Origin of the sequence: Gordonibacter sp. An230 (genome assembly GCF_002159915.1) — a bacterium.
Taxonomy (GTDB): Bacteria; Actinomycetota; Coriobacteriia; order Coriobacteriales; family Eggerthellaceae; genus Rubneribacter.
Map to the genome: position 1 here is coordinate 1 of NZ_NFJP01000019.1, position 22913 is coordinate 22913.

Genomic DNA, 22913 nt, shown 5'->3' on the forward strand with positions numbered 1-22913 from the left:
CCCCTTTTTTTTGCTATGCTATTCCCCGTGCGAAGGTTGCCCGTGCGACGGAAATGATAATATCCGCTCTCACCTTTGTCGAGCGATGACATCCTGTTTTTCTAACGCGACGAGGGACGATGCCGAAAAATCATACGCAGAGTATGATGGGTTGCGCTTCTCCGCGAAACGGGAGCTGGGAGTGGGAGGTGCGGGACGGTGCACAGGGTGCGATACCCGCGCAAGGGACGGTGCGGAGTGCGAAGGAAGGGGGAGGATCCGGCTGGTCGTCCGGCCCCTCCCCCTCCTGCGGTGGGCTACGCCACCGTGATAACCACGTTGTCCCAGCGCTCGAGGGCGGTATCTTCGCCTTCTGTGCCCGCGCCGTCGTACGTGGTCTGTGTGCCCGGTGCTTGGCTTGCTGCTTTGTACACCGTGCACGTGTACTGCTTGTCGGACAGGTCGTCCGCCAAGCTGGTGGCGCTGTGATCGCGGATGGCCTCCAGCCCGTTTTTGCTCTCGCTGGAAACCACGGCCTCCTTCAGGCAATCGCTGACGGTGCTGCCCTCCGGAACCATGATGACCCCGGTCTTCACGCCTCCGTTCGATGCGGTCTCGTCCAGCGTGCACACGATCTCGATCACGCCTTTGCCCTCTGTCGCCACAAGCTCGTCATTGTGGACGTAGTAGAAGCCGTAGGCGGGAGCCGAAACCAGCGAGCATGCGCCCACGAGGGCCGCTGCGGCAAGGATCCTCTTGCCGCGATTTGCGTTGGCCATAAGAGCTCCTTTCTGTAGGAAGCCCCGCTTTTCGCAACGCGCTTTGGATTATAGGGTGTCGCTTTTGCGTCGGTCAAGCGCGCCCAGTTGAGGGTGATTCGGCGTTTTCGCATGTCAAAGCGGGGTGCGTATGATATCTACTTCATTTTCAGCCTTGCAGGATGATGCCTGCGAACGTGCGGTTCCTATAATCGACGGCAGGTTCGCGCGGCGGGGCTACCCTCCCCTCCCTGCCCGCCGCGCGAGCGAATCCGAATGTTTGGGAGAAGGTCGAGAGGAGAGGGGCGCGCGTGCGACTCGACGTCAACGGCGTGTGATCGGGGCGCGAGGCGCGACGCAACGTCGACGTGCGGTGAGGAGGCAGGATGACGAGCGATGCGAATGGGCTTTGGGGCGGTTTCGACGAGGAGTTCGACCCCTTGGCCGTGGATGACGAGGTCATCGACCAGGAAGCTATGGACGACGACAACCCGCTTGACACGGTGGACTACCCCACCATGCGCAACATGCCTAGCGAGATGCGTCGCGAAAGCGTCTACACTCCCGAGCGCATGGGCGGGGCCGAGCAAGCGATCCGCTCGCTTCTCGATCGCAATCCGGGGCGGCGTACGGTGCTGCTGTCGATTGTCGGATGGTGCGCTGACGGGTGCCCCACCAGCGAGCTGACGCGTCGTGTAGATGAAGCGCAACGCGACAACCGCTCGGTGTACGCGCCCACCACGCTGTGCCGCATGCTCGAGCGCGCCGGGGCCCTTGAGCTTGAGATGCCCGAGGTGGCCGACGCGTGCGAAGATGCGGCCGAAGGCGTTGAGTACCTCGAGATCAAAGAGCGCGTCGATCCGGTGTGGCGCGCGAGCGCTGCGGGGCTGGCCGTGCGCGAATCGCTGACGCAGGGCGCGGCGTTTCGCGAGCTGGTGCTGGGGCGCGATGCGAAGTACGCGGAGGTGTACCGCGCGGTGATGGAGGCTGTTGGCGCGGAGCCGCGTTCGAAAGCCTACATTGACGCATTGGTGGACACGTTTCCCATCGTGAAGAGCCCGCGACGGTTCGGCGGGCACTTCATCGACTTGCTGGAACGCACCGATGCGATCGCATGGAAGGATCGCGCCTGGCGGTTGACCGATCTGGGCCGTTCGATGCTGCCCGTCATCCAGGCGATGGGGAAGGAGGACTGACCATGGCCGAGAAGGCGCAGACGGAGCTGCGGGAAGCGCAGATGGCGCAGGAAGCGCGGACGCAGAGCGTGCGGGAAGCGCGCGGCGTGAGCGACGGCCCGGGTGAAGAGGCTGCAGTGGACCTGGCTGAGCTGATGGACTTGCGCGCGCACACCTATGGGATGCTCGCGCGGCTCTACCGCAAGGAGGTGGACAATGAGGTGCTCGGCGAGCTTCAATCTATGCGGTTTCCCACTGCGACGGGCAATGCCAAGGTGGACGAAGGCTACCATCTGCTGTACGACTATCTGCGATCCGCTTGGGACGACAGCATCACCGAATTGGCTGTCGACTACGTGCGCACGTTCATCGGCCACGGCGTGAACGGATACTCGGCGGCGTATCCGTACGAAAGCGTGTACACCTCCGAACGGCGTCTGATGATGCAGGAAGCGCGCGCCGAAGTGCTCAAGACGCTGCGGGAGAACAACCTCAAACGCGGAAGCTGGAGCGAGGGCGAAGATCATGTCGCGTTGGAGCTTGAGTTCATGCAGCGCATGTCCATGCGCACCGCTGCGGCTCTGCGCGATGGCGACGAGGAGGGGGCGGCCGCGCACGTGCTCACCCAGCTCGCGTTCGTGCGGGACCATCTGCTGAATTGGCTGCCCATGCTGACCGGCGACATGCGCATGTTCTCGCGCACGACGTTCTATCAGGGGCTCGCGCAGCTGACGATGGGGTATGTAGAGGAGGACGAGGCGGTTCTGTCCGAGTTGCTGGACGGATAGGGCTCGCTTCGCGCGCGTCTGCCGCATGTGCGCGGCGAGTTGCACGGGCGCGCCCGAACGGCCGGGGTTGTCGCTGGCGGTTCGGCAGAGTGAATGGGGCGGGAACCGCCACGGCGTGCTGCCGTCAAGAGCTGCCAATGGCGGTTTGGCATGAAAAAGAAAAAGAAGTGGCACAGATCGCGTTTTGTGCATAGATTCTCGTCCGTTTTCGCGGTCGAAAGCGCCCCTTCTTCGCTCTGTTTCCAGCAAAGCGCCTGATCGCGATTTTCGGAGCGGTTCCGAAACCCTTCCGACCCATGCACAAGATGCAATCTGTGCCACTTTGGGTGGCTTCCGGTGTCAAGCCGCGGTTGGCCCGGGACTGGCGACGCGAATTCGTAGTCGCTTCAGCAGAAGAGGGGTGGGCAATTCTCCAGACTTATGCGGGAGAAAGCGCGTGACGCTGCCGCGATGGGCAAAGGGGCAAAATCTAGCAGGCCGATCGGCAGATTTGCGGGTGCGCCATTCTCTCTGCATGTCGGGTGATGGCGCGCGCATAACGCGTATGAGTTTAAATGGCGGTACATTATCGGTCGACACATGCAGGGCAAAGCATTTGCGTTTGAAGGCAGGCGAATGGGAGGGGCGTCGGGGCGGGTTGGGTCGATGCCGAGCTTCATCATGGCCAGGAAACGCACTTGTTCGAAACGGGTTCTGCGCAGTCGTATCTGCGGGGTGTCGATCTTTATTCCGGCAGCTATGGGGAAGAGGGTCGCAGAGTTCGATTCTATGATCGGCATACGTCCGGCTCGGGCAAAAACTCTCGGGACGTCGAGGACGAAGGTGTTCGAGAGAGCGTTCGCTGCTTCGTTGGAAAGGTTGTCCATGATTGGCTGCCGCGTGGACGGGGGGGGGGCCGATTGCGGTTTGCTTTTGCGCGTTCGCTGCTGCCTTTCGGGGCTTGGATGGCTCGAAGCGAGTTCGTGAAGCTGCTCGATAGAGACGCAAGCTCGTGCATCGGGGCTTTCGCAGAGGAGCGCACGGCCCCGCGCAACGCGCGGAGCCGTGCTGCGGGGCATCAGTTCAGACCGCGTTCGGACAGCAGGCTCTGGCCGCCGGTGGTGGCGGGCGCGGCGTTGCCTGCCTCGGCCAGCAAGCTCGAGGGGCGCACGACCGCGATGCGCTCGCCGTTCTCGGACCGCACGCGGGTCACCTGCATCTTCGATCGTTCTGCAAGTTCGAGTGAGGCTTTGCTGAAAAACGAGATCGCAAGGTGGTCACGCGCTTTCGAAACGGCGTTGGCGAAGCGTTTGCGCTCGCGGTTCATCGTGCGCTCGCGCGCGTCCTTTGTGCTGACCACTTCGAAGGCGTCGCGGCAGGGGATGAGGCCGTCCACCGTCGCCAGGGCGAACACGCGGTCGTATTCGGTGCCGCACAGGGCGTCGTATGTGGCCACGTGGAGGACGCGCTCGCTTTCGGGCCAAGTGGGTTCGGTCACGCTTGCGCGTGCTAGGCGGTGAAGGGCGGCCGCATCCTCGTCGCCGACGAGCGCGGCGGATACGTCCTCGAATTCGGGTAGGTCGGTCGCGCCGATTGCCCGCATGAGCGCGAATCCGCGCCGCGCGGCGTTCTTCGCGATGAAGTCCTGCCCTTCGCGCCAGCGCTGCGTCAGAATGCTCGCGCGAGGAAACGGCTCGTTGCGTGCGCCGTCGCTTGCGGGCGCGGCGCAGGTGGCGTACGTGGACGCGCCTGCACCGCTCGCATTGCCTGCGGATACGGTGCGGCTTGCGGTGTCATCCGCATGCCCGTTCGCAGCGTCGCCTTCTGCCGCAGCCGCCATTTGGGCAAGCGCCTCGTAGAGCGAGACGCCCTGGGCGTCCGCTAAGGCCGCAAGGTTCGCCCAGGCGTCGCTATTGGTGAGGTGGTTGTCGAAGCCGCACCAGCTGCGCCAAGCGGTCAGGTCGTGCGGGTTGGCCAGCAGGGAAAGCTTCGTGTACGCCACAAGCGCCCGCGCCCGCGCGCTGTCGCGCGGATCGCCGCCGATGGCGGTGAGCGCTCCGGCGGTCGACACTTCGAAGCCGCGCGTGCGCAGCAAGCGGGCGACCAGCGCCGCCCAGCGCTTGTCGGGCACGAGTACGCAGGTGCGGCTTTCTTTCGGGTTGCCATCAGTGCTCGAGAGCGAGCGGAGGTACGCGGTCAGGCCGTTCAATTCGTCTTCAGGCGAGTTCCATTTCACTGCCTCAAGCTCGTTTTCCCGAGTGGGCATGTGCGCGTGATTGGCCTTGAACATCGGGTCCATGTCGCCTTGGTCGCATAGCGCGTCGATGAACGCCGTGATGGCGGGACGCGCGAACGCCCCTTCCAAGATGAAGGTGCGCACGTTTCGACGCACGGTGTCGAACTGGGAGAACCCGCGGGGGTTGGGGTGATCGGAGGCTGCGGTGATCGTCTGGTTGGGGTTGCCCGCCACGATGAGCTGCGCGCCCGCTAGCAGGCACAAGCAGGTTTGCTGGGCGCGGCTGAGGTTTTGGAAGTCGTCGCACAGCACATAATCGTACGATGCCCGCGCTGTTGCGCCGACCTCGCTTTTCAGGAAATCCGCCGCGAGCGCGGGAGCTTCGTGGCGCACCATGGCGCCGCGCGAGACGAGCGTGCGGACGAGGTGGTCGAGAACGGCCTGCTCTTCGCCGGTTACGCACCATTCGCTTCGGGGTTGGAGGTCTTCCATCTGCTGGTAAAGGTGTTCCAACATGCGGCGCAGCTTGCGCAGGGGCATCCCGAGCGTCTTCATGTCCTCCACGAGGAAGCCGTATTCGGCAGCGGTCAGCACGCGCGGTACGCGGTCGGTTGCCGCGCGTGCCGCGGGGGTGTCAAGTACGTGCGCGCATATGCCGAGCGGCGTGCGCACGGCCACGCAGGCTGCCTTTTGCGCGTGTCGTTCTCCCGCAAGCGCCGTTAGGCGGCGGCGAAACGCCTGCGCTGCGAAGCCGCTTGTCGTCTCAACCAGGATTGAAGCCGGATCTGCCCCATCGCTTATCAGGTGGGCCGCGCGCCGCGCCAGCGCCTCGGTCTTGCCGCTGCGGGCCGGCCCTTGCACCTTTGCGATGCGCCCGTCGAAGGATGCGATGTCGTCCAGGCTGCTCATGCTGCACGTGCTGCTCATGCGTGGGCCTCCCTTTCGGCGTGCGTGCCGCATTTGGCGGTTTCGGCGGGCTCGACGAACGTCGCGGTTGCCGAATCGAACAGGCGTGCGCTTCCGTCGGCATATTCGATCTGCCACAAGCGGTAGTCCAGGGCGAAATCGGCCTCTTCCAAAGCGTAAGGGTCGCCCGTGTCCTTGTCGCTGCTCATCTTGGCCTCGTCGCGCTCCGTTGCCTGCTTGCTGTGATCGTCATGCGTCTGCAAGGTGCGTTCAGCTTCGTTCGCGGGGGCGCCGGGCTGTTCGCCGTCCAAGGAGGCTGCGCGCGCCGTCAGTTCCGGCGATTCCAAGAACGCGTTCTCGGCCGCGCGTTCGGCGGCTTCGGCCTCGGCTGCCGCGCGTGCGGCTTCGGCCTGCGCGCGCGCCTTCTCCTCGACCTCGCGTTGCGCTTTGGCTGCCAGCCCGGTCTCACGCTGCCGTTCGTACTCTCCGGGAGCGGGCATGAGCACACGCTTCACTTCGCTTCCGAGCGCTCCGTTGCCGAACGCTTCGCGCAGTCTGGTGATCGTCTCGCTGGTTGCGGGGTCGACGGCGCTTGCGCTGTCGCAGCGCAGCATCGCGACGAGTTGGCCGTTCTGAAGGTTGAGTTCGTACCAATCGAACTTTAGCGGGTCGCGGCCTCCTTCACGCTGGCGGCGGTTGAAGATGCGCATGTTGTTGCCCACCTTGTGCAACTCGTTGCCTATCCAGCGTTCGACGACGTCGTTCCACAGCGCGTTTTCTTCCTTGTCGTTCGGGTTGAGGTAGCGACGCGTTCCCATCTTAACGAGGAAGCGCGCGATGTTGCCGATGCTGCCGAACTCGCCTGTGCCCGCTGCTGCGTTTTCGCCGACGGCGCCGGTTGTTGGCTCCGCTTCGCCGATGGCGGTGTTTGCGCTCGTTTGCGCGCTGGCGCTTTCTGTCGCCTGGATGGCGCTGGCGGTTTCGAGCGCCGCGCTGGCGCTTTCGTCGGCGGTCGCGTCGCCGTCATGTGCGACGACATCCGTTGCCGTATCGGCGTTCGCATGCGCGGCTGTTTGGATCTTGGCGGGATGCGTGCGCACGAACGTTTGACAAACGTGGGCGTAGCAGCGGCCGACCTCGAGACGCAACGCTTCGGAGTCAAGGCGCTCGTCGATGTCGAGCACGAGTGTGAGGGATGGATGTGGTAGTGCCATGGTGCCTCCTCCTTTATATGATCTATCCGATCATGAAATGTTTCATGTGAAACATTTCGAACGTTGGGGTGCCAAACGGCGACGAGCGGGTGGGGCGCGCCGCTCGGCGACCGCGCGGCGCGCGTCCATCAGCCTCGCGCCTGCGCGCCCGCCGATCCGATCATGCTGGCCCGCGGCTCGCGCACCTGCCGGCTCGCGATCCGCGCGCCCGCTGATCTGCGACCCGCGGGTCCGCCGACTCGCGGGCCGCGGTTCTCGCCCGCGCTGATCCACGACCCGCGGTTCGCGCCCTCGTTGGCCCGCGACCCGCGGCTCGCGCGCCCGCTCGCCCGCTGGCCCGCGACCCGTGGTCCGCGCGCCCGCTGGCCCGTGCCCACGCCCGCTGGCCCGACCCCGCTGGCTCGACCCCGCTGACCCGCGACCCGCGTTCTCCGCGACGCGTGTCCGAACCAATAGAGTGCGCCCGCGTCGCGACCCTCTCGTGTTCGCGCCGCGCGCCTCGCTGCGGCCGTCACGCCTCTCGCGCCCGCGAGCCCGCGCCGCGGCCCTCTCGCGCCCGCCTCAGGCAAGGCTGCAAGCTCCGCGCCCGGCTTCGTCATCCTCAGTATAGGCGCGCCTTCCCTTGCGAAATAATCCGCTGGGGATGATATGCGCTAGCCGAAGCATCCACCCCTTATGATTTGGGGTTTTTCGCCCTCTCTACAATACGGGAACAGGTGGGTCGCCTCCCGTTTTGTCCAAATGACGTTCGCCGTCAGCTGCGCGGCGCGCAACGGCGAGGCGGCCCTCAGGCAAGCCGAAGGAATCGAGAGGAAGAAAGAGAGGAGGGGCATATGGCGAAGCTCACGCTCACGCGCCGCAGCTTCTTGAAAGCCGCTGCCATCGCCGGCGCCGCGAGCACGGTGGGGTTTGCTGCGACGCCGTCCACCGCATTGGCCGAGGGTCAGGACGAATCTGCGGGAGAGATCAAGCGCATCCGTTCCTGCTGCCGCGCGTGCGGCAAGGTGGAATGCGGCGTTTGGGTGACCGTGCAGGATGGCAAGGTCATCAAGGTGGAAGGCGACGAGTCAAACGCCCACAGCCGCGGCCACTGCTGCGCGAAGTCGCAATCGTCCATGCTGGCCCTGTACCATCCCGACCGTCTGCGCTACTGCATGAAGCGCACGAACCCCAAAGGAGAGGACGATCCCGGTTGGGTGCGCATCACCTTGGCCGAGGCGTTCGACGAGGCGGGCGCGAAGTTCAATGAGATCGTTGAGAAATACGGCGGCGAGGCCAACTTCGCCATGGGCGGCACGTCGCGCGTGTGGGCGCAGCCGCCATACGGCACGTTGAAGTCCATCTTCCCCACGCCGAACGCGCACCTCGCCTACGAGATCTGCAAGGGTCCGCGCCACTTCGCCGGCATCCTCACCGACGAGATCGGCTCTCCGTGGATGGAGGTCGAGCAGGGTCCGCTCGTGTACGTGCAGTGGGGCACCGCAGCCGAGTACTCCAACTACGACTCCACGAACCGCACGGTGGTGGACTGCAGCCAACGCGCGTACAAGCACATCCTCGTCGATCCGCGTATGACGCCGCTTGGCAAGGAGGCCGATCTGTGGCTGCCCTTGCGCGTAGGTACCGACCTGTGCCTGTCGCTCACCTGGCTCAAGTGGATCATCGACAACGAAGCCTACGACGACCTGTTCGTGCGCCGCTGGACGAACGCCCCCTTCCTATGGAATCCCGAAGAGGGGGGTCGCACGGTCAAAGGGTGGTTCATGGAGATGAACGGCGGCATCGACATGGAGAGCCGTATCCTCACCGAGGCCGACCTCGACCGCGAATGGGTGAGCCAGTGGTGGGAGCCGGCCGATCCGCGCTACAGTTACCGTCGCTTCATCTGCTGGGACGAGAACAACAGCAAGCCAACGTACTGGGACGCCGAGGCCTGCCAGTGGGAAGGCGAGAAGCACAAGATTCCCACCACGGGCACATGGATCGAGCATCCGTACAAGCCCATCATGGCCGATGCGTGGCTGCCCGATCCGTCCCACTTCGCCGACCCGGCCGATCCGACCTACGACGCGTATTGGAACGAAGGCAACGAGGGCGGCAGGAAGTCCAACCCGCTCGGATTGCCCAAAAGCCCTGCGCTGTTCCCCGGAGGCGTCGAGGTTAAGCTCGCCGACGGGCGCACCATCATGGCGGGCACGGTGTGGGAGGCGTTCAGCGACAGTCTGTCCGAGTACACGCTTGAGTACTGCGAAGAAGTAACCGAGGTTCCGGCCGACAAGATCGAGGAGGCTGTGCGCATCTACACCACGCGCTTGAACCCCTTGCACGGCAACGGCGGCATCCACTACCAGTTGGCTCCCGACCAGACGGGCCACGCGGTGCAGAACAGCCGCGCGTTGCAGCTGATCGCCTGCATCACCGGCAACTCCGACGAGCCTGCCGGCAACCGCGGTTCCTCCAAAGCCGAGGTGGACGGCTGCTGCGGTCGCGCGAACATGCTCACAACCGACCACGAGCCTAAGGACTGGGGCATTCGCGAGGGTGTGGGCACCATGGAGCTGGGCGACACTCCGCGCGACCTATCCGTGGAGGACCAGATCCCGCTCATCCAAAACTTCGTGCAGTACCTCATCGACGAGAATTCGCCTTTGGCGGAACGCTACGGCAACCACGTGCCCACCGACGAGGAGGCTCGCTGGATCGCCGAACGCAAAGGCGGCGACTACAAGGGCAGTCGTGCATGGCCGGGGTTGACGACGCCGTTCGATTCCAATGCAAAGCAGATATCCGCCGAGCGCTTCCCGCTTCTGCGCTACTGGAACCGTTGGGCCGACTCGACTGCCATTTGGGACTCCATCAACGAGATCGACACCCCGTACCAGATCCACGGCGGTGTGTGCATGTCGGGCGATTTCATGAACGAGTCCAATCTGCTCGAGGCATGGGAGGCCCTCACCCGTCTAGACTTCTGGCTCGACTTCAACCTCTGGTCCTGCCCGAACAACGGGTGCGCCGACATCATCATCCCGTGCTTGCACTGGCTCGAGGTGAACACGGGCCGCGTGTCGCAGGGGGCGGGCGGCATATTCGGCGCCGGCCAGCGTGCGGCCGAGCCGATGGGCGATTGCATCTACGATCCGGTTGCCGTCATCTGCCTGCACCTTGCAATGGCCAAGGCGCTTACCGGCAAGGAGCATCCCACGCGCGCCGACATACCTGCCGAGCGCCGTGCGGTTTTGTGGAACGACCGCGACTTGAACTACGACGGCTGGAACAATCTCGACTACAACAACTTCGTGCAGATGGGCGGCGACGTCACCTACGAGCAGCAGGAATACCGCGTGTTGAAGGATGCCACCGACTGGTGGCGCATCGAGGAGTTCAAGGACAAGGAAAGCAAGCCGGAGCAGGTCATTCCCGCGTTCCCCGACTATGCGGCAGCCGAGAAGCCGGCCGAGCCCATCAACGACGTGGCCGGTCCGGACTTCCCCGAATTCGCCGCGAAGTTCCAGGAGGAGGGCTGGTTCGACTGTCGCGCGTGGCATCCCGAGCGTTGGGGCACGTACCGTCGATGGGAGATGGGCTATCGCCGTCAGCAGGGCGGTTACAATCTGTACGCGGCCGTTGACGAGAAGTGCGGATTCATGACCCCCACCGCCAAGGTGGAGGTGTGGTCGACCATCGCTGAGTCGTATATCGGCGACGACACCGAGACGTTCGCCGCGACGTGCAGTCCCGATCGCGCCGCCTACGACGGAACTGTTCCCGACATCGACAAGTTCCCGCATTGGTTCGAGCCGAAGAACTCCAAGGTGCAGGCGCCGCAGTACTACCATGCCGATCAGGCGGACCAGATCACCACGACAGACGCCTACATCAACGAGAACTATCGCGGCGACCATCTGCTGGAAGATTACAGGGCGGCCCTTGTCGAGCATGGCGACGATCATGCGTTCATCATGACGACAGGCGCGCGCCAACCGGTGTACTTCCATTCCGAGCACCGTCAGCTTCCGTGGTGTCGCGAGTTGTGGCCGTCGCCGCGCTTGGAGATCAACCCCAACGACGCGGCGCGCATGGGCCTCGAGCAGGGCGACTGGGTGTGGATTCGCAGTCCGTGGGGCGCCATTCGCGAGGTTGTGGATCTGTACTACGGCATCAAAGAGGGCACGGTCAATGCGAACCATGCCTGGTGGTATCCTGAGATCGACACCGCTTCCCACGGGTTCGAGCTGGTCAACATCAACTGCTGTATGGACAAGTACGCTCAGTGCTGGGTGTGCGGCGCCTCCCAGCTGCGCGGCCTTCCGGTGGTCATCTACAAGGCCACCGAGGACAACAGCCCGTTCAACAATCCGGTGCCGTGCGATCCGCAAGGCAACCCCGTCATCACGAACGCTAACGACGAGCGTTTGAAGGAGTGGCTCTCCAACGATCCTCGCTTGACCGACGTGACGGCTGAGATCACGTTCCATAACCCGCAGGCCACCGGCTTGCAGCCGTCCATCCAAAGCCCCGAGCTTTTTGCGAACGGCAAGCTGAACAGCGGCTCGGTCGAGGTCGGCGAATTGGGCCAGTATTCCAAGAACCATCAGTAGGAAGGAGGTTGGTCAATGGCAAACTATGCGATCATTACGGATCTGAACCGCTGCACCGGATGCTTGGCATGCACCGTGGCGTGCAAAGCCGTCAACGGCGTGCCGGTGGGCGACTTTTGGATCAAGACGTTGCGCGTGGGGCCGCATCCCAAGACGGACGGCGCCCAGTTCCCCGACGTCGAGATGTACTTCCTTCCCGTTCAGTGCCAGCATTGCGAGAATCCCGAATGCGTGAAGGTGTGCCCCACAGAGGCATCGCACATTCGCGAGGATGGCACCATCCAGGTTGACAAGAGCAAGTGCATCGGCTGCCGGTTCTGCGCTATGGCGTGTCCCTATGGCGTGCGCTACCTCAACGAGGAGGAACGCGTAGTGGAGAAGTGCACGCTGTGCGAACAGCGCATCTCCCAAGGTGAGCTGCCTCAATGCGTGTCGCAATGCGGCGCCCGCGCCCGCTTTTTCGGCGACCTCGATCAGGGTGTGGACGCCTTCGAGGCTCCCGCGCACCCCGACAGTCCGGGCTGCCAGTACGACGAGATGACGCAGACGCGCGTGAAGCTGAAGGACTACGTGGAGGCGTACACCGACAACGACATCCACCATCTCGTGGACGCAGGCAACAAGCCCAAGCTCATGTACCTCATGCGCGAGGGTCGGAAGTGGAGGGAGTAAGCTATGAATCCTGAATGGCCTCTGATCCTCTTCACGTTCTTCCTGTGCGTATCTGGCGGCACGCTGGGCATGCAGGGCTTGCTGTGCGTGCTGGGCAAGGGCAAGAAGATGCAAGCGGCGTCGCTTGTCGTGTCGCTTGCGGCGCTGGCGGTGGGCGGCATCTCCGTGTTCATGCACCTGCAGCATTGGGAGCGCATCTTCAACGGGTTCGGGCACATCACGTCCGGCATCACGCTCGAGTTCATCGGCTGCATCGTGTTTTTCGTGGTGCTGGTGCTGTACTTCCTCATGATGCGTCGATCCGAGGACGGCATGGCTCCGAAGTGGTGCGGCGTGCTGGCCATCATCGCGGGGTTGGGGCTGCCGGCCCTCACGGGTGACAGCTACCTCATGCACGCGCTGCCCTCATGGAACACGCCGCTGCTCATCGTGTACTACCTGGTGAACGCCGTGTTCATGGGCGGGTTGGCAGCAACCGTCATCGCGGCGCTGACCAAGGCTGATGATGCGAGTGATCTGGCGGCGCGCGCGGCGCTTGCGGGCGGCGTCTTGCAGCTGGTGGTCGTGCTGGCGTACGCGCTGGTCATCAACGGGTCGGCAGGCTTGTACTCGGCCGAGATCCAGTACTACTTCGATCCGACGCTGCCCGATGTGGCCATGGTCGATCGTGCCGGCATCGTGGGCGGCATCATCGCAGGCGAGCAGGCCGTGCCGTTCTGGCTGGGCGTCATCGCGGTGGGCGTGGTCGTACCGGCGGCGTTGGCGTGGCTTGCGCAGCGCCAAAAGGCGACGGGGACGAAGCTCGCGGGATATGCGGGCGTGGCCCTTGCATGCTGCGCTGTGGGCGGCATCGTGTGGCGCGTCATCCTCTACGTGGTGGCGATCAGCGTGTTCGCGCTGTACTAGGTGCGTTGGCTGGGCGCGTCGGGAGGCGCGCCCAGCGGCAGGTGGCGGACGCGGGGTTGCGTGCCGGTTCTGCCCGATCGTTCGTCCCTTTTGCTCGTGCGAGCGGTTTTCGAGGTTGTGCGTTTGGCGGTCGGAAGTGTTCTGGTCGGCGCATTCGACAGTTGAGCGAGGCGGTTTGACATGCGGACGGAGGGCGCTGTCGGGGATTCCCCGGGTTTTCTCGGCCCTCTTGCCGCAGCTTTTCCGCAGATGCAGCCTCTCGTTGCGTTTGCGGGCCTCTTGGGGCACGAGGGCTTTAAGCATGTTCGGACGCTTGCCCTGCCTGAGAAGCAACAAGCGCGGCACCGGTCTTTCGATGGGCGCGTGGAAGGGGCGGAGAGGCGGGGGCAAAGCGGCTTGCGGTGCTGGGCTCGCTCGGCAAAGAGGCGGGGTGCTTCGCCTGAAACGCTCTACGACCTTCGAAAGCGGCGGGCGGGCGCGCCTCTCTTTTCCGGCATCCGTTCGCAGACGGGCGCCGGAGCGCGGCTTTGGCTGGCGCAAAGAGCGCCGCGGTGCCAACGGGTGCTGGAGCGGTGCCGCAAGCTCGCTTCTCCCTCTTTTGCCGTGCCTGCGCAACGCGACCACGAAAAACGAGGGCGATGCGGCTGTCGGTGCGCTTGTCGAGCGCGCCGCGCGGCGATGCGGCGGTCTTTCCCGATGCGTCACTCGGCGGCCGCGCTTGCGCGAGTTTGAAAACGCATGACGGAGGGGGCTTGGGCTTCGATGCGCGGCCTCGCTTTTCGCGATGCAGCCTCAAGCCCCCTCGCTTATGCGTTTTGGCGAGTCTTCGCTTGCCTGCGGCTCAGAGCGGGCAAGTGGGTTTTTGACCAGCGAAGAGGAGGCGTGCTATGAGTGAAGATGAGAAAGGTGCGAATGTGCGATCCGCCTCTGGAAAGAGGTACGCGTCGATGCGGGCGCACGACGGCGGGGAGCTTAACGCAGGGGCCGCCGGCAATGCGGGCGATGCAGGCGACGGCGCCAACGAAAGCGCGTCTGCGGATTATGAGAGGGCTGAGGAGCCTGCGGGGGCCGAGGCAAACGCCAACTCCAGGCGCGTCAAACAGCCGATGGACGTGTCGCGGCGGTCGCTGCTCGTCGGCGCGGGCGGTACGGCAGCGCTTTTGTGCTTGGGGGCGCTGCGCTACGCGGGGCACAACCCGCTCGTGCGCCCGCCGGGAGGGCAGGACGAGGAGAGGTTGGTAAGCGCCTGCATTCGCTGCGAGCGATGCTACGAGGCGTGTCCCCAGCATGTCATCGTGCCGGCCCATATCGAAGACGGCCTTCTGGGCATGCGCACTCCGGCTTTGGGCTTCGACGCTGCTTGGTGCGACTTCTGCGCGAAGGGCAACGGCGGCGTGCCTTTGTGCGTTGAGGTGTGCCCGACTGAGGCGCTCATGCTGCCTGAAGGGGCTGCGGCCGAGAGCACTGTCCTGGGGCTGGCCGTGATCGACGAGGCGCAATGCCTGGCATATCGCGACACCGGTTGTCGCTACTGCTACGACGCATGCGTGGACGCCGGCTACAACGCCATCGAGCTGTCTGACGAGGGCGCGAATCCGCACCCTCGCGTTATAGCTGACAAGTGCGTCGGCTGCGGTGCGTGCGAGAGCGTGTGCGTGTCGCTGACGACAGGCTCTATCGCCTCCGGGGCGACGGAGCGCGCCGTTGTCGTCCGTCCGTTGGAAACGCTGCGAGAGGAGGCCTGGTCATGAAGGCAAGCAAGGTTCGCGTAGTTGTGGCCGCCATCGTGTTCGTCGTGCTGTGCGCCGGGCTGATCGCCGGCATGCAGCTGGGGACGCTGTCGGGCTTCGGGTGGGATGCCGTCGCCGCTCTGTGCCCGCTCGGGGCTATCACCACGATGATCGCCTCGCAAACGTTCGTGCCAAGGGCGATCATCTCGTTGATCGTCATGGCTGTGCTCGTGTTCTTCGTGGGTCGCGCGTTCTGCGGGTGGATCTGCCCGGTGCCACTGCTCGAGCGGGTGCGAGGCTTCTTCCGGTCGCCAAAAAAGCGCCGGGAGCACGAAAGGGCGCGTCGTGACGAAGTGCTTGCTATCGCGCGCGAGGAGATGGGGTTGGAGGCTCTGTCTTCGGATGCGGCGGCAGGCGATGCGGCGGCAGGCGAGAAGGCGTGCGCGCGCGGTTGCGGTTCGTGCGGAGGCTGCGAGGAGATGCGTGCGAAACTCGACTCGCGCCACTACGTCCTCGGCGGCGCGCTGCTGTCCACAGCCGTGTTCGGCTTCCCGGTGTTCTGCCTGGTGTGCCCCATTGGGCTCTCGTTCGCCACGGTGCTGTTGGTGTGGCGGTTGTTCTCGGCCGGCGATATGACGTGGTCGGTGGTGCTGGCTCCGGCCGTGCTCGTGGTCGAGCTCGTCTTCTTGCGCAAATGGTGCACGCGGTTCTGCCCGCTGGCGGGCCTCATGAACCTCGTGTCGAGGTTTGGACGCATGTGGCGGCCCGTCATCGACGATGCTGCATGCCTTGAGACAGCCACGGGCTCGCCGTGCTCGCGCTGCGCCGAGGTGTGCGACGCCGATATCAACCTGCGTCATCCCGGTTTCGGCGAGCGAACCCTCGCCGACTGCACGCGCTGCCGCGCCTGCGTGGATGCGTGCCCCGCCAATGCCATCAGCATGCCGTTCATTGCGCGCAAGGGCATGGGTTCTGCCTCGACGGCCGTGGGGGTTGCAGACGGGATTGCGGCTGTTTCCGCTGGGGTGGCTGGTGGCGGCGTGCTTGGCGCTGATGAGGTCGCGACGGCCACGACGGCCGGTGGTGCCCGGACGGTGGGCGGCGAGGAGGGGCCGGCGGCCGGGGTTGGCGTGATATCGCCGGCGGGAGCAGGTGGGGGCGACGTGCAGAGCGCGCCTTTGTTCGCTGATGGCGGCGATGGGGCGCCGGCGGCTTCGGCGGACGACGCTCGGCTGGATGGCGGCGGGGAGGGAGCGGCACGATGACGGCCGGGGTGCGCGCGGCTTCTGATGCGGGCTTTTCGGACGGGGTTGCCGCAGTCGATTCAGTGCCTGGCGGATCTCCGATTCCGCTCGTAGACGCTGCGAAGCATGCGGGGCTTCCCGTTTCGCAGGCTTTCTCTGATACGGCGCCGCGCACGTCCCGCGAAGGCGCGCGGCGTATCGGCTGCCGTAGCATCGTGGGCATGCTGACGGGCGTTGACAGCGTCGCGATCCGCGTGCGCCAGGAGCGCTGCGCCAAGGTGCGCAACCGCAACGTGGCGTGCCTGAAATGCGCCGAGGCGTGCACGTCGGGATGCATATCCCTCGTCGACGGGCAGCTGGCGGTGGACGCGTCGAAATGCGTGGGGTGCGGCACATGCGCCACGGTGTGCCCAACGTGCGCCCTCGAGGCGCGCAATCCCAGCGACGCGCAGCTTCTGCAGGCGTGCGCGTCCGTGCGGTGCGGCGACGAGGTGGCCGTCGTGTGCGAGCAGGTGCGCCAAGCGTTGGGCGGGCTGCTTGACGAAGGTCGCGCGGCAACGGTGGTGTGCGCGGGCCGCATCGACGAGACGCTTGCGTGCGCGCTGGCCGCCGAGGGCGTGCGGCGTGTGCGCATGGTGTGCGGACGTTGCGACCGATGCGACCAGCAGCACGGGCTGGACGTTGCGCGCATGGTGGCCGAAAGCGCGAACGACCTCATGAGCGCATGGGGGAGCGATGCTCGCGTGCTGGTTGGGCAGGAGGTTCCCGCTTTCGCGCTGCGCGACGGTGTCGATGCCGAGGATGCGTGCGCGTTGCTGGAGGCGCGCTTCGCGCAACGCTGCGGCAATGAGCCGTTGCGCTCGTCGGCTGAAGGGCCGACGGCCTCTTCGACGTCCTCGGAGGCCGGGACTGCTTTCGCGACTGCGTTCGCGCCGGAGGTTTTCGCCCCCGATGCCGAGCTCGGTTCCGGCTTTGTCTCCGCGCCTGCATCGGCATCCGCGCCTGCCGCAGCATTGTCTTTCGATGCCGCATCGGCGCTTGCGCTCGGATCCGATTCCGATTCCGTGTCTGCGCAAACGTCCGCTCCCACGCCGGACTTCAGGTTGCGCGTCATGGAGGACGGCACGTTGCCGCATTTCGTTCCCGACCGGCGCGAGCGCCTGCTCGACAGCCTTGCCCGCCTCGGCGATGCCCCGTCGGGCGCGCTGGCGAGCCGCCTATGGGGATGCGTGGTCATCGACGGGACGCGCTGCTCGTCGTGTCGCATGTGCGCCACGTTCTGTCCGACGGGAGCCATCCGCAAGTTCGACGAGGAGGACGGCACGTTCGGCGTGCTCCATAGTCCAAGCGACTGCGTGAAGTGCGGAAGCTGTCGCGACGTGTGTCCGGAAGACGCCATCGTCTTGCGCGACGAGGTGCGCGCCTCCTTCCTCGTGGAAGGTGCGGCGCATCGCTACGTCATGCGCCCGCGTGCAGTGGAGCTGGGAAACGCCCAACAGATCGTCAACACCCTGCGCGAGCGCATGAAAGGCACCGATATATTCGAGCGATGAGGGGTGGCGAAAGGGCAGCCGATATTGGTTTGACCGCAGGCGGGACGAATCTGCACAAAAACCAGCGATGTGTAATTGCCCTCTGGGTCTGCCGCATCGTGCGGAATCAGGTTATCAGAAAAGCGCCTGATCAGAGGGTTGGCATGTTCGCTTCAACGTGGAGCGGTTCGTTTAGATATGGCGTTTCGGCCTTCGGAACGTCCAACACGCGGGTTTTTGTGCATCTCGGGCGGCTCTTTCTGCTAAACGGCTATGCTGCGAGCTTGGCCGGCCCGCCGCGCGCAACCTTGCCGGTGCTGCACAGGGTTTCTTCGCCTAGCGAAGAGCTTTCAGCGGTGTCCGGCCGCAAAGAGCCCGGCCCAATGGTCAGCGAGCGCAGATTCTCATCGATGGCGGTTTGGCGGCGAAGGGTCGCTCGCGCTGCGGCAGCAATCTGGCGAATTTTGCATGCAAGGGGCCGCTCGCGCTACGCCGATTGTGCCGCCTCGTTGGACGTGGCCCTAAAGGTTCTCGCCGCTTGGCTCCGCTGCCGCATCTGGTGCGCTACGGGCTGCGGCGCGCTTCGCGGTGCGCAGCGGGATGTACTCGCTTGTGACGATACCGGCGAAGATGAGGGCGAATCCGGCGAGCGAGAGGGGGCCGAGGGTTTCGTTCAAAAACGCGACGGAGAACGTTGCGCCGAACACCGACTCGGTGGCCAAAAACAGCGACGCAGGCGCCGGATCGACGTGCGCCACTGCGATGTTTTGCAGCAGCAGCGCGATACACGAGGCGAAAACGGCCAGGTAGGCAAGGCTCGCCCAGGTGTCTGGGCCGAGCTCGAGGAAGTTCGGCATCGGCTCGAACGCCACTCCCGCCGCAAGCCCAAGCGCCCCCGCCACGAGGAACTGCACCACGGTGAGCTGCGCCATGTCGCATCCGGGCGCGAACCTTGCGGTGTAGAGCACATGGAAGCCCAGAAACAAGGCCGACAGCAGCGTGACAAGGTCGCCGAAGCCCAGCGAGAATCCCGACGCCCCCGCGAACGACACGCAGCCCACGCCCGCCACGCATGCCAGCGCCGCTGCAATGTTGCAGCGGGTCGGGCGAGGCCCGCGAAGCGCCCAGCCGAGAAACGGGATGATGACGCAGTACAGCGATGTGAGAAACGCGCTGTTCGAGGCGGTGGTGTCGGTGAGTCCGGTTGAGTTCGACCAGTACGACAAGAACAGCATTGCGCCCAGTGCAGCGCCTTTTCGCAGGTGGTCGAGGTCGAGCGTGCGCTTGAGGCGCGGCAGCAAGGCGACTCCCAAGACGACGCCCGCTGCCGTGAACCGCACACCCACAAGCCAGGCCGGCGGGAACGTGTCAACGGTCGTCTTGATGACGACGGTTCCCAGCCCCCAAATGGTCGCCGCCGCAAGCAGCAGCGCTTTGTAGGCCCACAGCGGGGCGGGGGCGTGTTGGAAGGGTCGCGTCATGCGCGGCATCATAGCACGGCTTTGCCGTTGGCGGTTGGAACGTCTTGCGATAACCGTCTCGGAATCGCCGGAGCATGAGTGCTTTGCGCGGCCCCTCCAGGTGCGATCGGCCTCCCTGGATCCCTGTTGAATGCATCTTGCCGACTTCGTCTGTGCCGTGCGATTCGAAAGTGTGCAATGTGCGACTGTCGCATACCAGCCGTATGCCACTGCATAGAGCTTTGAGGGACCCCGTAACCGACGGTGATCGGATTCTCGCGTAAGATGGCCGACGAACCGAATCCGTTTGGGGATAAACAACCAAAGGGCGATTTCCCAATTCTGTGAATCCCGCGAAGCAATTCCTGATGCGCCACAATTGCAAGAACAAAGTAGAATTACGCTTCTAGCATACAAAGTATTAAACGAGGGAGGATGCTAGTTTGCTAGTTGAAGGATGCGTGGAATGATCGTCTATCGATATGGGAGGCACGCTTCAAAAGGTTCGCAGAGCGCTATACGTATGATTTTCGAATCGATTTTTTTGTTTGCTGCGGTCGCTTTGTGCTTTTCGCTCCTTCAAGTTTTTGTGTTCAGGGTGTACTTGATTCCCAGCGGATCGATGGAAACCACGGTCATGACGGATGATAGAATTGTAGCCGAAAAGGTAAGCTATTATTTCCGTGACGTAGAGCCAAGCGATATCGTGGTATTTGAGGATCCTGAGATTCCCGGTCGAACTCTGCTTAAGCGTTGCATCGCTGTCGAGGGGCAGACTGTAGAGTTGCAAAATGGGGAAGTGATCGTTGATGGAAAGAGGCTCGTTGAGCCTTATACGCATGGAAAGCCCACCGAAGAACTGCAAAGCGATATAACGTATCCGTATACGGTTCCAGAAGGATGTATATGGGTCATGGGAGACAATCGAACTAATTCTCAGGATTCCCGTTATTTTGGCGCGGTGCCGGTATCAAGTGTTCAGGGGCATGCGGTTTTTCGATATTGGCCGCTTTCCAGCATAGGAGTGATTGACTAGAGGCGAGGCCCTGCCGAAGTGTGATGACGATGCGCTTCGTGAAGGCGGGATGGGGCAGCTCTCAAGTGCGGCGAGGCTGTCGTGTTCGTGCGGAAAGGCGGCGTCTCTCTTTTGGTTCTGTCGAAATTGCACGCCTCGGGCAAGTGCTCCATAGGCGGGAGGAAGGATGTTTCCTTGCGCGTCTGCAAGCGCGACGCTCCTCCTTCGTTCGATCGCCGTCCGCGTTATTCTTCGAACAGCGCGATGACGTCTGCTTTCGATGAGGCGCCGAGCTTGGCGTACAGGTGGCGCACGTGCGTTTTGACGGTGTTTTGCGAAAGGAACAGCTGCTGCTCGATCTCGGCGCGGCTTTTGCGCTGCGCGATGAGCGCCATGATCTCCGTTTCGCGTGCGGTCAGGCCGTGACGGGCGGCTATGTCGTCGCAACGCGCCATGAAGCGCTCGCGTGGCCCCGGCACATGTAGCCGTCCATCGAGGGAGATGCCCGACGCGCCCCAGTCACCGTTCACGGCTTTCTCGCTCGTCCACACGAGCGCGCACAGCAGCACGAGCGCGATGCCTCCCAGCGCCATGCCCACGAGCAGCGTCGGATCGTCCAGAAGCCCGCCTTGGATCAACGTACGGCGAACGGTGGCGCCTGCGAAGATGGCGGCTTCGCTGAGGGCGCGTGCGATGGCGAACAGCCTGAGCGTGGGTACTTCGAACCGGTAGGCGATGTTCGCAAGCACCAGCAGCACGAAAATGGTGAACCACACGTACGCGAGCTTGATCAGAAACGACACGACGAAGCCCCATTCAGGGCTGGCGAAGGGGACAAGAGCCAGCGCCACGATGGAGAGCGGAAGGCCCACCTTCGCCAGAAAGCGCACGTCGATACGGTTTCTGCGCATGAGCGCCATGGCGATGACGACGACGCCGGCCAGACCCGTTGCCACAACGCGATGCACCGCGCCCATCCACACGGCTCCCGGTATGAGCGAGCCGGCCATTCCCGAAAGCAGCCCCGCTGCGGCCATGATGCCGAGCAGCTTCCAGGGAAGCGGGTGGCGCACGCCCGTCTGCCGGGGCCGTTCGGCGGGCAGGAGGCGGAAGCTTAGCAGCGCGCACGCAAGCGAGATGAGGGGCAGAATCGCGGTGGCCAGGATGGCGTACGGCGGGCGCATCGTGCTGACGACGAACGACACGGCTGCCGCCACGATGCAGGACGCCGCGCCGTACATGAGCGTCTGCGTGGCTCCCATCTGGCTGTACGCTTCTGCCCAGAGGCAGAAGAGGAACGCTCCGCCGATGGCCGTCACCGTGGCGGCGGCGAAAACCGCAACCGCCGGAGCTCCGGCGGGGATGAGCCCGAGCCCCACCGTAGCCGTTCCGAGGGTGGTTAGAGCGACGAAGCAGGCGCTCGTCTTCGCAAGGCGGCTCAGGCGGCCTATGCGCGAGGCGAGCAGCGCGAGCACCACGAACGTGCCCACGTCTCCCAAGCGCATGCCGTTGTCGAAGACGTCGCGCAACCCTTGGTCGAAGCCGAGGCCGGGGAAGATGGACGCCACGTGCGTGCAGCAGAGCCATGCGACGAGCAGGCCCATCCCCAGGAACCGCAAGGGGTAGAACAGGCGGGACAGCGGTTCGTCCTCGGTTGGCTGGTCTTCGGGCACGAGCGCGCGCACCACGTCGCTTGATTTCACGGACTCCTCCTTTGCCGTGCCATTGTACCAGGAGGCATGCGTTGCGGCCGCCTTTTTGCGCCCCTCGTGCGCGCTCTCCTTTGGTCAAGCCGCCTTTGACAGAAGGCCGGGCTTGCTCGCTGCACGCAGCCTCGCTGGTTTTTCAGGGCTCTTCTGCTCACAGAAGCCTCCTGCGGCGTCGACGAGGTTTGCGCGGTGGATCGGCTCGCATCGACGCAGGTTTGCTGGCGAGCCCTTTCTCTCTGGTAAACGGTAGGCCGTCGTTGGCATAAACCGGGGCGATTCGCCATATGCAACCCTGTCGGCGTCGCAGGGGATCACTTTGCCCAAAAGGGCGCTTCCGCAGCGTTCGGCCGGACGGGACTCGGCTCAAGACCGGCGAACGCAGGTTCGCGTCGACCTCGGTTGAGCGGCGGGGTTTTCGGTTCTGGACAAAAACGAACGGGTTCTCTATTTCTGTTCGAGAATAGAAAAACATCCTCTGCTTCCAACCAGGCGTTTTGCCGGAGCATTGGCTGCGGTGCTTGAATGGCAGCCTTTTTCGGGCAGAAAAACAGAGGAGGCCGTCGTTTTTTGTCCACGACTGTTTTAATTACCATGAAGGTAAGGCCGACAGAGAGCGGACCGGCGTGCCACGCAAGCTCCGCATGCGTTTTGGAAAACCCTTTCGTCCAACGGAGGGGTTTCGTCTCGTCTGGTCGCAAGGGATCCTCGTTGGGCGAAGGGGTCATGCGAAGCGCCGGAAGGATCCTGCGCGATTGGCGATGGGCGCTGCGCGCTTGGGCGCGGGGCGGGAGGAAAAGCGGGACGGTCGTCCGTTCCGCGCCGCCTAATGGGGCGCTGCGCGTTTGGACTCGAGGCGGGAGGGGTGAGGCTGGGGGTGAGCGGGCAATTCACCCCTTGTCGCGGGCGTTCACCCGCGACAAGGAGCGCGCAACAGGGCATGATGACACCGGAGGTTCGAGGGTTAGTGCGTGTTTGCAATATGGATGGCGCGCGCATGGCGTGGCGCGGTCGG

At 64.2% G+C, this 22913-nt stretch carries 14 protein-coding genes; 9 read left to right on the forward strand and 5 right to left on the reverse strand.

What is annotated here, in order from left to right:
• Window positions 1-296: 296 nt before the first annotated feature.
• The gene (locus tag B5F40_RS10370) at window positions 297-758 is read right to left on the reverse strand and encodes a hypothetical protein (protein WP_087194269.1); all 462 of its coding nucleotides are present in this window, start codon (window positions 756-758) and stop codon (window positions 297-299) included.
• A gap of 365 nt (window positions 759-1123) precedes the next feature.
• On the opposite strand from B5F40_RS10370, the gene B5F40_RS10375 reads away from it, so the two are divergent.
• Window positions 1124-1933 carry a hypothetical protein gene (locus B5F40_RS10375; RefSeq protein WP_087194270.1) on the forward strand — a complete coding sequence of 270 codons (810 nt, stop codon included), beginning with the start codon at window positions 1124-1126 and terminating at the stop codon, window positions 1931-1933.
• A gap of 2 nt (window positions 1934-1935) precedes the next feature.
• The gene (locus B5F40_RS10380; RefSeq protein ID WP_239443008.1) at window positions 1936-2700 is read left to right on the forward strand and encodes a TorD/DmsD family molecular chaperone; all 765 of its coding nucleotides are present in this window, start codon (window positions 1936-1938) and stop codon (window positions 2698-2700) included.
• 1057 nt (window positions 2701-3757) lie between these two features.
• Here the strand turns inward: B5F40_RS10380 and B5F40_RS10390 are convergent.
• Both B5F40_RS10390 and B5F40_RS10395 read right to left on the reverse strand, forming a co-directional pair.
• Complete coding sequence (locus B5F40_RS10390; protein ID WP_239443009.1) at window positions 3758-5842, reverse strand: UvrD-helicase domain-containing protein; 2085 nt, start codon at window positions 5840-5842, stop codon at window positions 3758-3760.
• Window positions 5839-7035 (reverse strand): hypothetical protein, encoded by a 1197-nt coding sequence (locus tag B5F40_RS10395; RefSeq protein ID WP_087194272.1) that lies wholly within the window; start codon window positions 7033-7035, stop codon window positions 5839-5841. The genes B5F40_RS10390 and B5F40_RS10395 overlap by 4 nt, the downstream gene beginning before the upstream one ends.
• Before the next feature lie 833 nt (window positions 7036-7868).
• Here B5F40_RS10395 and B5F40_RS10400 point away from each other — a divergent pair.
• The 6 genes from B5F40_RS10400 (at window position 7869) to B5F40_RS16685 (ending at window position 17738) form a co-directional block, all read left to right on the forward strand.
• Window positions 7869-11633: a molybdopterin dinucleotide binding domain-containing protein gene (locus tag B5F40_RS10400; RefSeq protein ID WP_140396482.1), complete on the forward strand. Its 3765-nt coding sequence runs from the start codon at window positions 7869-7871 to the stop codon at window positions 11631-11633.
• Between the two features lie 15 nt (window positions 11634-11648).
• Window positions 11649-12305, forward strand: a complete 657-nt coding sequence (locus B5F40_RS10405) for a 4Fe-4S dicluster domain-containing protein (protein ID WP_087194273.1) — start codon at window positions 11649-11651, stop codon at window positions 12303-12305.
• A 3-nt stretch (window positions 12306-12308) separates the two neighbouring features.
• Window positions 12309-13211: a dimethyl sulfoxide reductase anchor subunit family protein gene (locus B5F40_RS10410; protein WP_087194274.1), complete on the forward strand. Its 903-nt coding sequence runs from the start codon at window positions 12309-12311 to the stop codon at window positions 13209-13211.
• 887 nt (window positions 13212-14098) lie between these two features.
• Window positions 14099-14962, forward strand: a complete 864-nt coding sequence (locus B5F40_RS10420) for a 4Fe-4S dicluster domain-containing protein (RefSeq protein WP_239443010.1) — start codon at window positions 14099-14101, stop codon at window positions 14960-14962.
• On the forward strand, window positions 14959-16206 hold the full coding sequence (locus B5F40_RS10425) for a 4Fe-4S binding protein (protein ID WP_087194276.1): 1248 nt from the start codon (window positions 14959-14961) through the stop codon (window positions 16204-16206). The genes B5F40_RS10420 and B5F40_RS10425 overlap by 4 nt, the downstream gene beginning before the upstream one ends.
• Window positions 16203-17738 carry a 4Fe-4S binding protein gene (locus B5F40_RS16685; RefSeq protein WP_239443011.1) on the forward strand — a complete coding sequence of 512 codons (1536 nt, stop codon included), beginning with the start codon at window positions 16203-16205 and terminating at the stop codon, window positions 17736-17738. Before B5F40_RS10425 ends, B5F40_RS16685 begins: the two co-directional genes overlap by 4 nt.
• Before the next feature lie 500 nt (window positions 17739-18238).
• Here B5F40_RS16685 and B5F40_RS10440 read toward each other — a convergent pair whose 3' ends face one another.
• Entirely contained in the window at window positions 18239-19198 is a 960-nt protein-coding gene (locus B5F40_RS10440; protein ID WP_087194313.1) for a DMT family transporter, read from the reverse strand.
• A gap of 445 nt (window positions 19199-19643) precedes the next feature.
• Between B5F40_RS10440 and lepB the strand changes: the two genes are divergently transcribed.
• The gene (lepB, locus tag B5F40_RS10445) at window positions 19644-20213 is read left to right on the forward strand and encodes a signal peptidase I (protein WP_342395019.1); all 570 of its coding nucleotides are present in this window, start codon (window positions 19644-19646) and stop codon (window positions 20211-20213) included.
• A gap of 224 nt (window positions 20214-20437) precedes the next feature.
• Here lepB and B5F40_RS10450 read toward each other — a convergent pair whose 3' ends face one another.
• Window positions 20438-21895: a helix-turn-helix transcriptional regulator gene (locus B5F40_RS10450; RefSeq protein WP_087194277.1), complete on the reverse strand. Its 1458-nt coding sequence runs from the start codon at window positions 21893-21895 to the stop codon at window positions 20438-20440.
• Window positions 21896-22913 lie beyond the last annotated feature (1018 nt).

What these genes read in the sequence shown, in the direction of transcription:
- B5F40_RS10405 (WP_087194273.1), top strand. Translation starts at nt 11,649, where the DNA reads ATGGCAAACTATGCGATCATTACGGATCTGAACCGCTGCACCGGATGC.
- B5F40_RS10380 (WP_239443008.1), top strand. Translation starts at nt 1,936, where the DNA reads ATGGCCGAGAAGGCGCAGACGGAGCTGCGGGAAGCGCAGATGGCGCAG.
- B5F40_RS10370 (WP_087194269.1), bottom strand. Translation starts at nt 758, where the DNA reads ATGGCCAACGCAAATCGCGGCAAGAGGATCCTTGCCGCAGCGGCCCTC.
- B5F40_RS10395 (WP_087194272.1), bottom strand. Translation starts at nt 7,035, where the DNA reads ATGGCACTACCACATCCATCCCTCACACTCGTGCTCGACATCGACGAG.
- B5F40_RS16685 (WP_239443011.1), top strand. Translation starts at nt 16,203, where the DNA reads ATGACGGCCGGGGTGCGCGCGGCTTCTGATGCGGGCTTTTCGGACGGG.
- B5F40_RS10400 (WP_140396482.1), top strand. Translation starts at nt 7,869, where the DNA reads ATGGCGAAGCTCACGCTCACGCGCCGCAGCTTCTTGAAAGCCGCTGCC.
- B5F40_RS10410 (WP_087194274.1), top strand. Translation starts at nt 12,309, where the DNA reads ATGAATCCTGAATGGCCTCTGATCCTCTTCACGTTCTTCCTGTGCGTA.
- B5F40_RS10425 (WP_087194276.1), top strand. Translation starts at nt 14,959, where the DNA reads ATGAAGGCAAGCAAGGTTCGCGTAGTTGTGGCCGCCATCGTGTTCGTC.
- B5F40_RS10440 (WP_087194313.1), bottom strand. Translation starts at nt 19,198, where the DNA reads ATGACGCGACCCTTCCAACACGCCCCCGCCCCGCTGTGGGCCTACAAA.
- B5F40_RS10375 (WP_087194270.1), top strand. Translation starts at nt 1,124, where the DNA reads ATGACGAGCGATGCGAATGGGCTTTGGGGCGGTTTCGACGAGGAGTTC.
- B5F40_RS10420 (WP_239443010.1), top strand. Translation starts at nt 14,099, where the DNA reads ATGAGTGAAGATGAGAAAGGTGCGAATGTGCGATCCGCCTCTGGAAAG.
- B5F40_RS10390 (WP_239443009.1), bottom strand. Translation starts at nt 5,842, where the DNA reads ATGAGCAGCACGTGCAGCATGAGCAGCCTGGACGACATCGCATCCTTC.
- lepB (WP_342395019.1), top strand. Translation starts at nt 19,644, where the DNA reads ATGATCGTCTATCGATATGGGAGGCACGCTTCAAAAGGTTCGCAGAGC.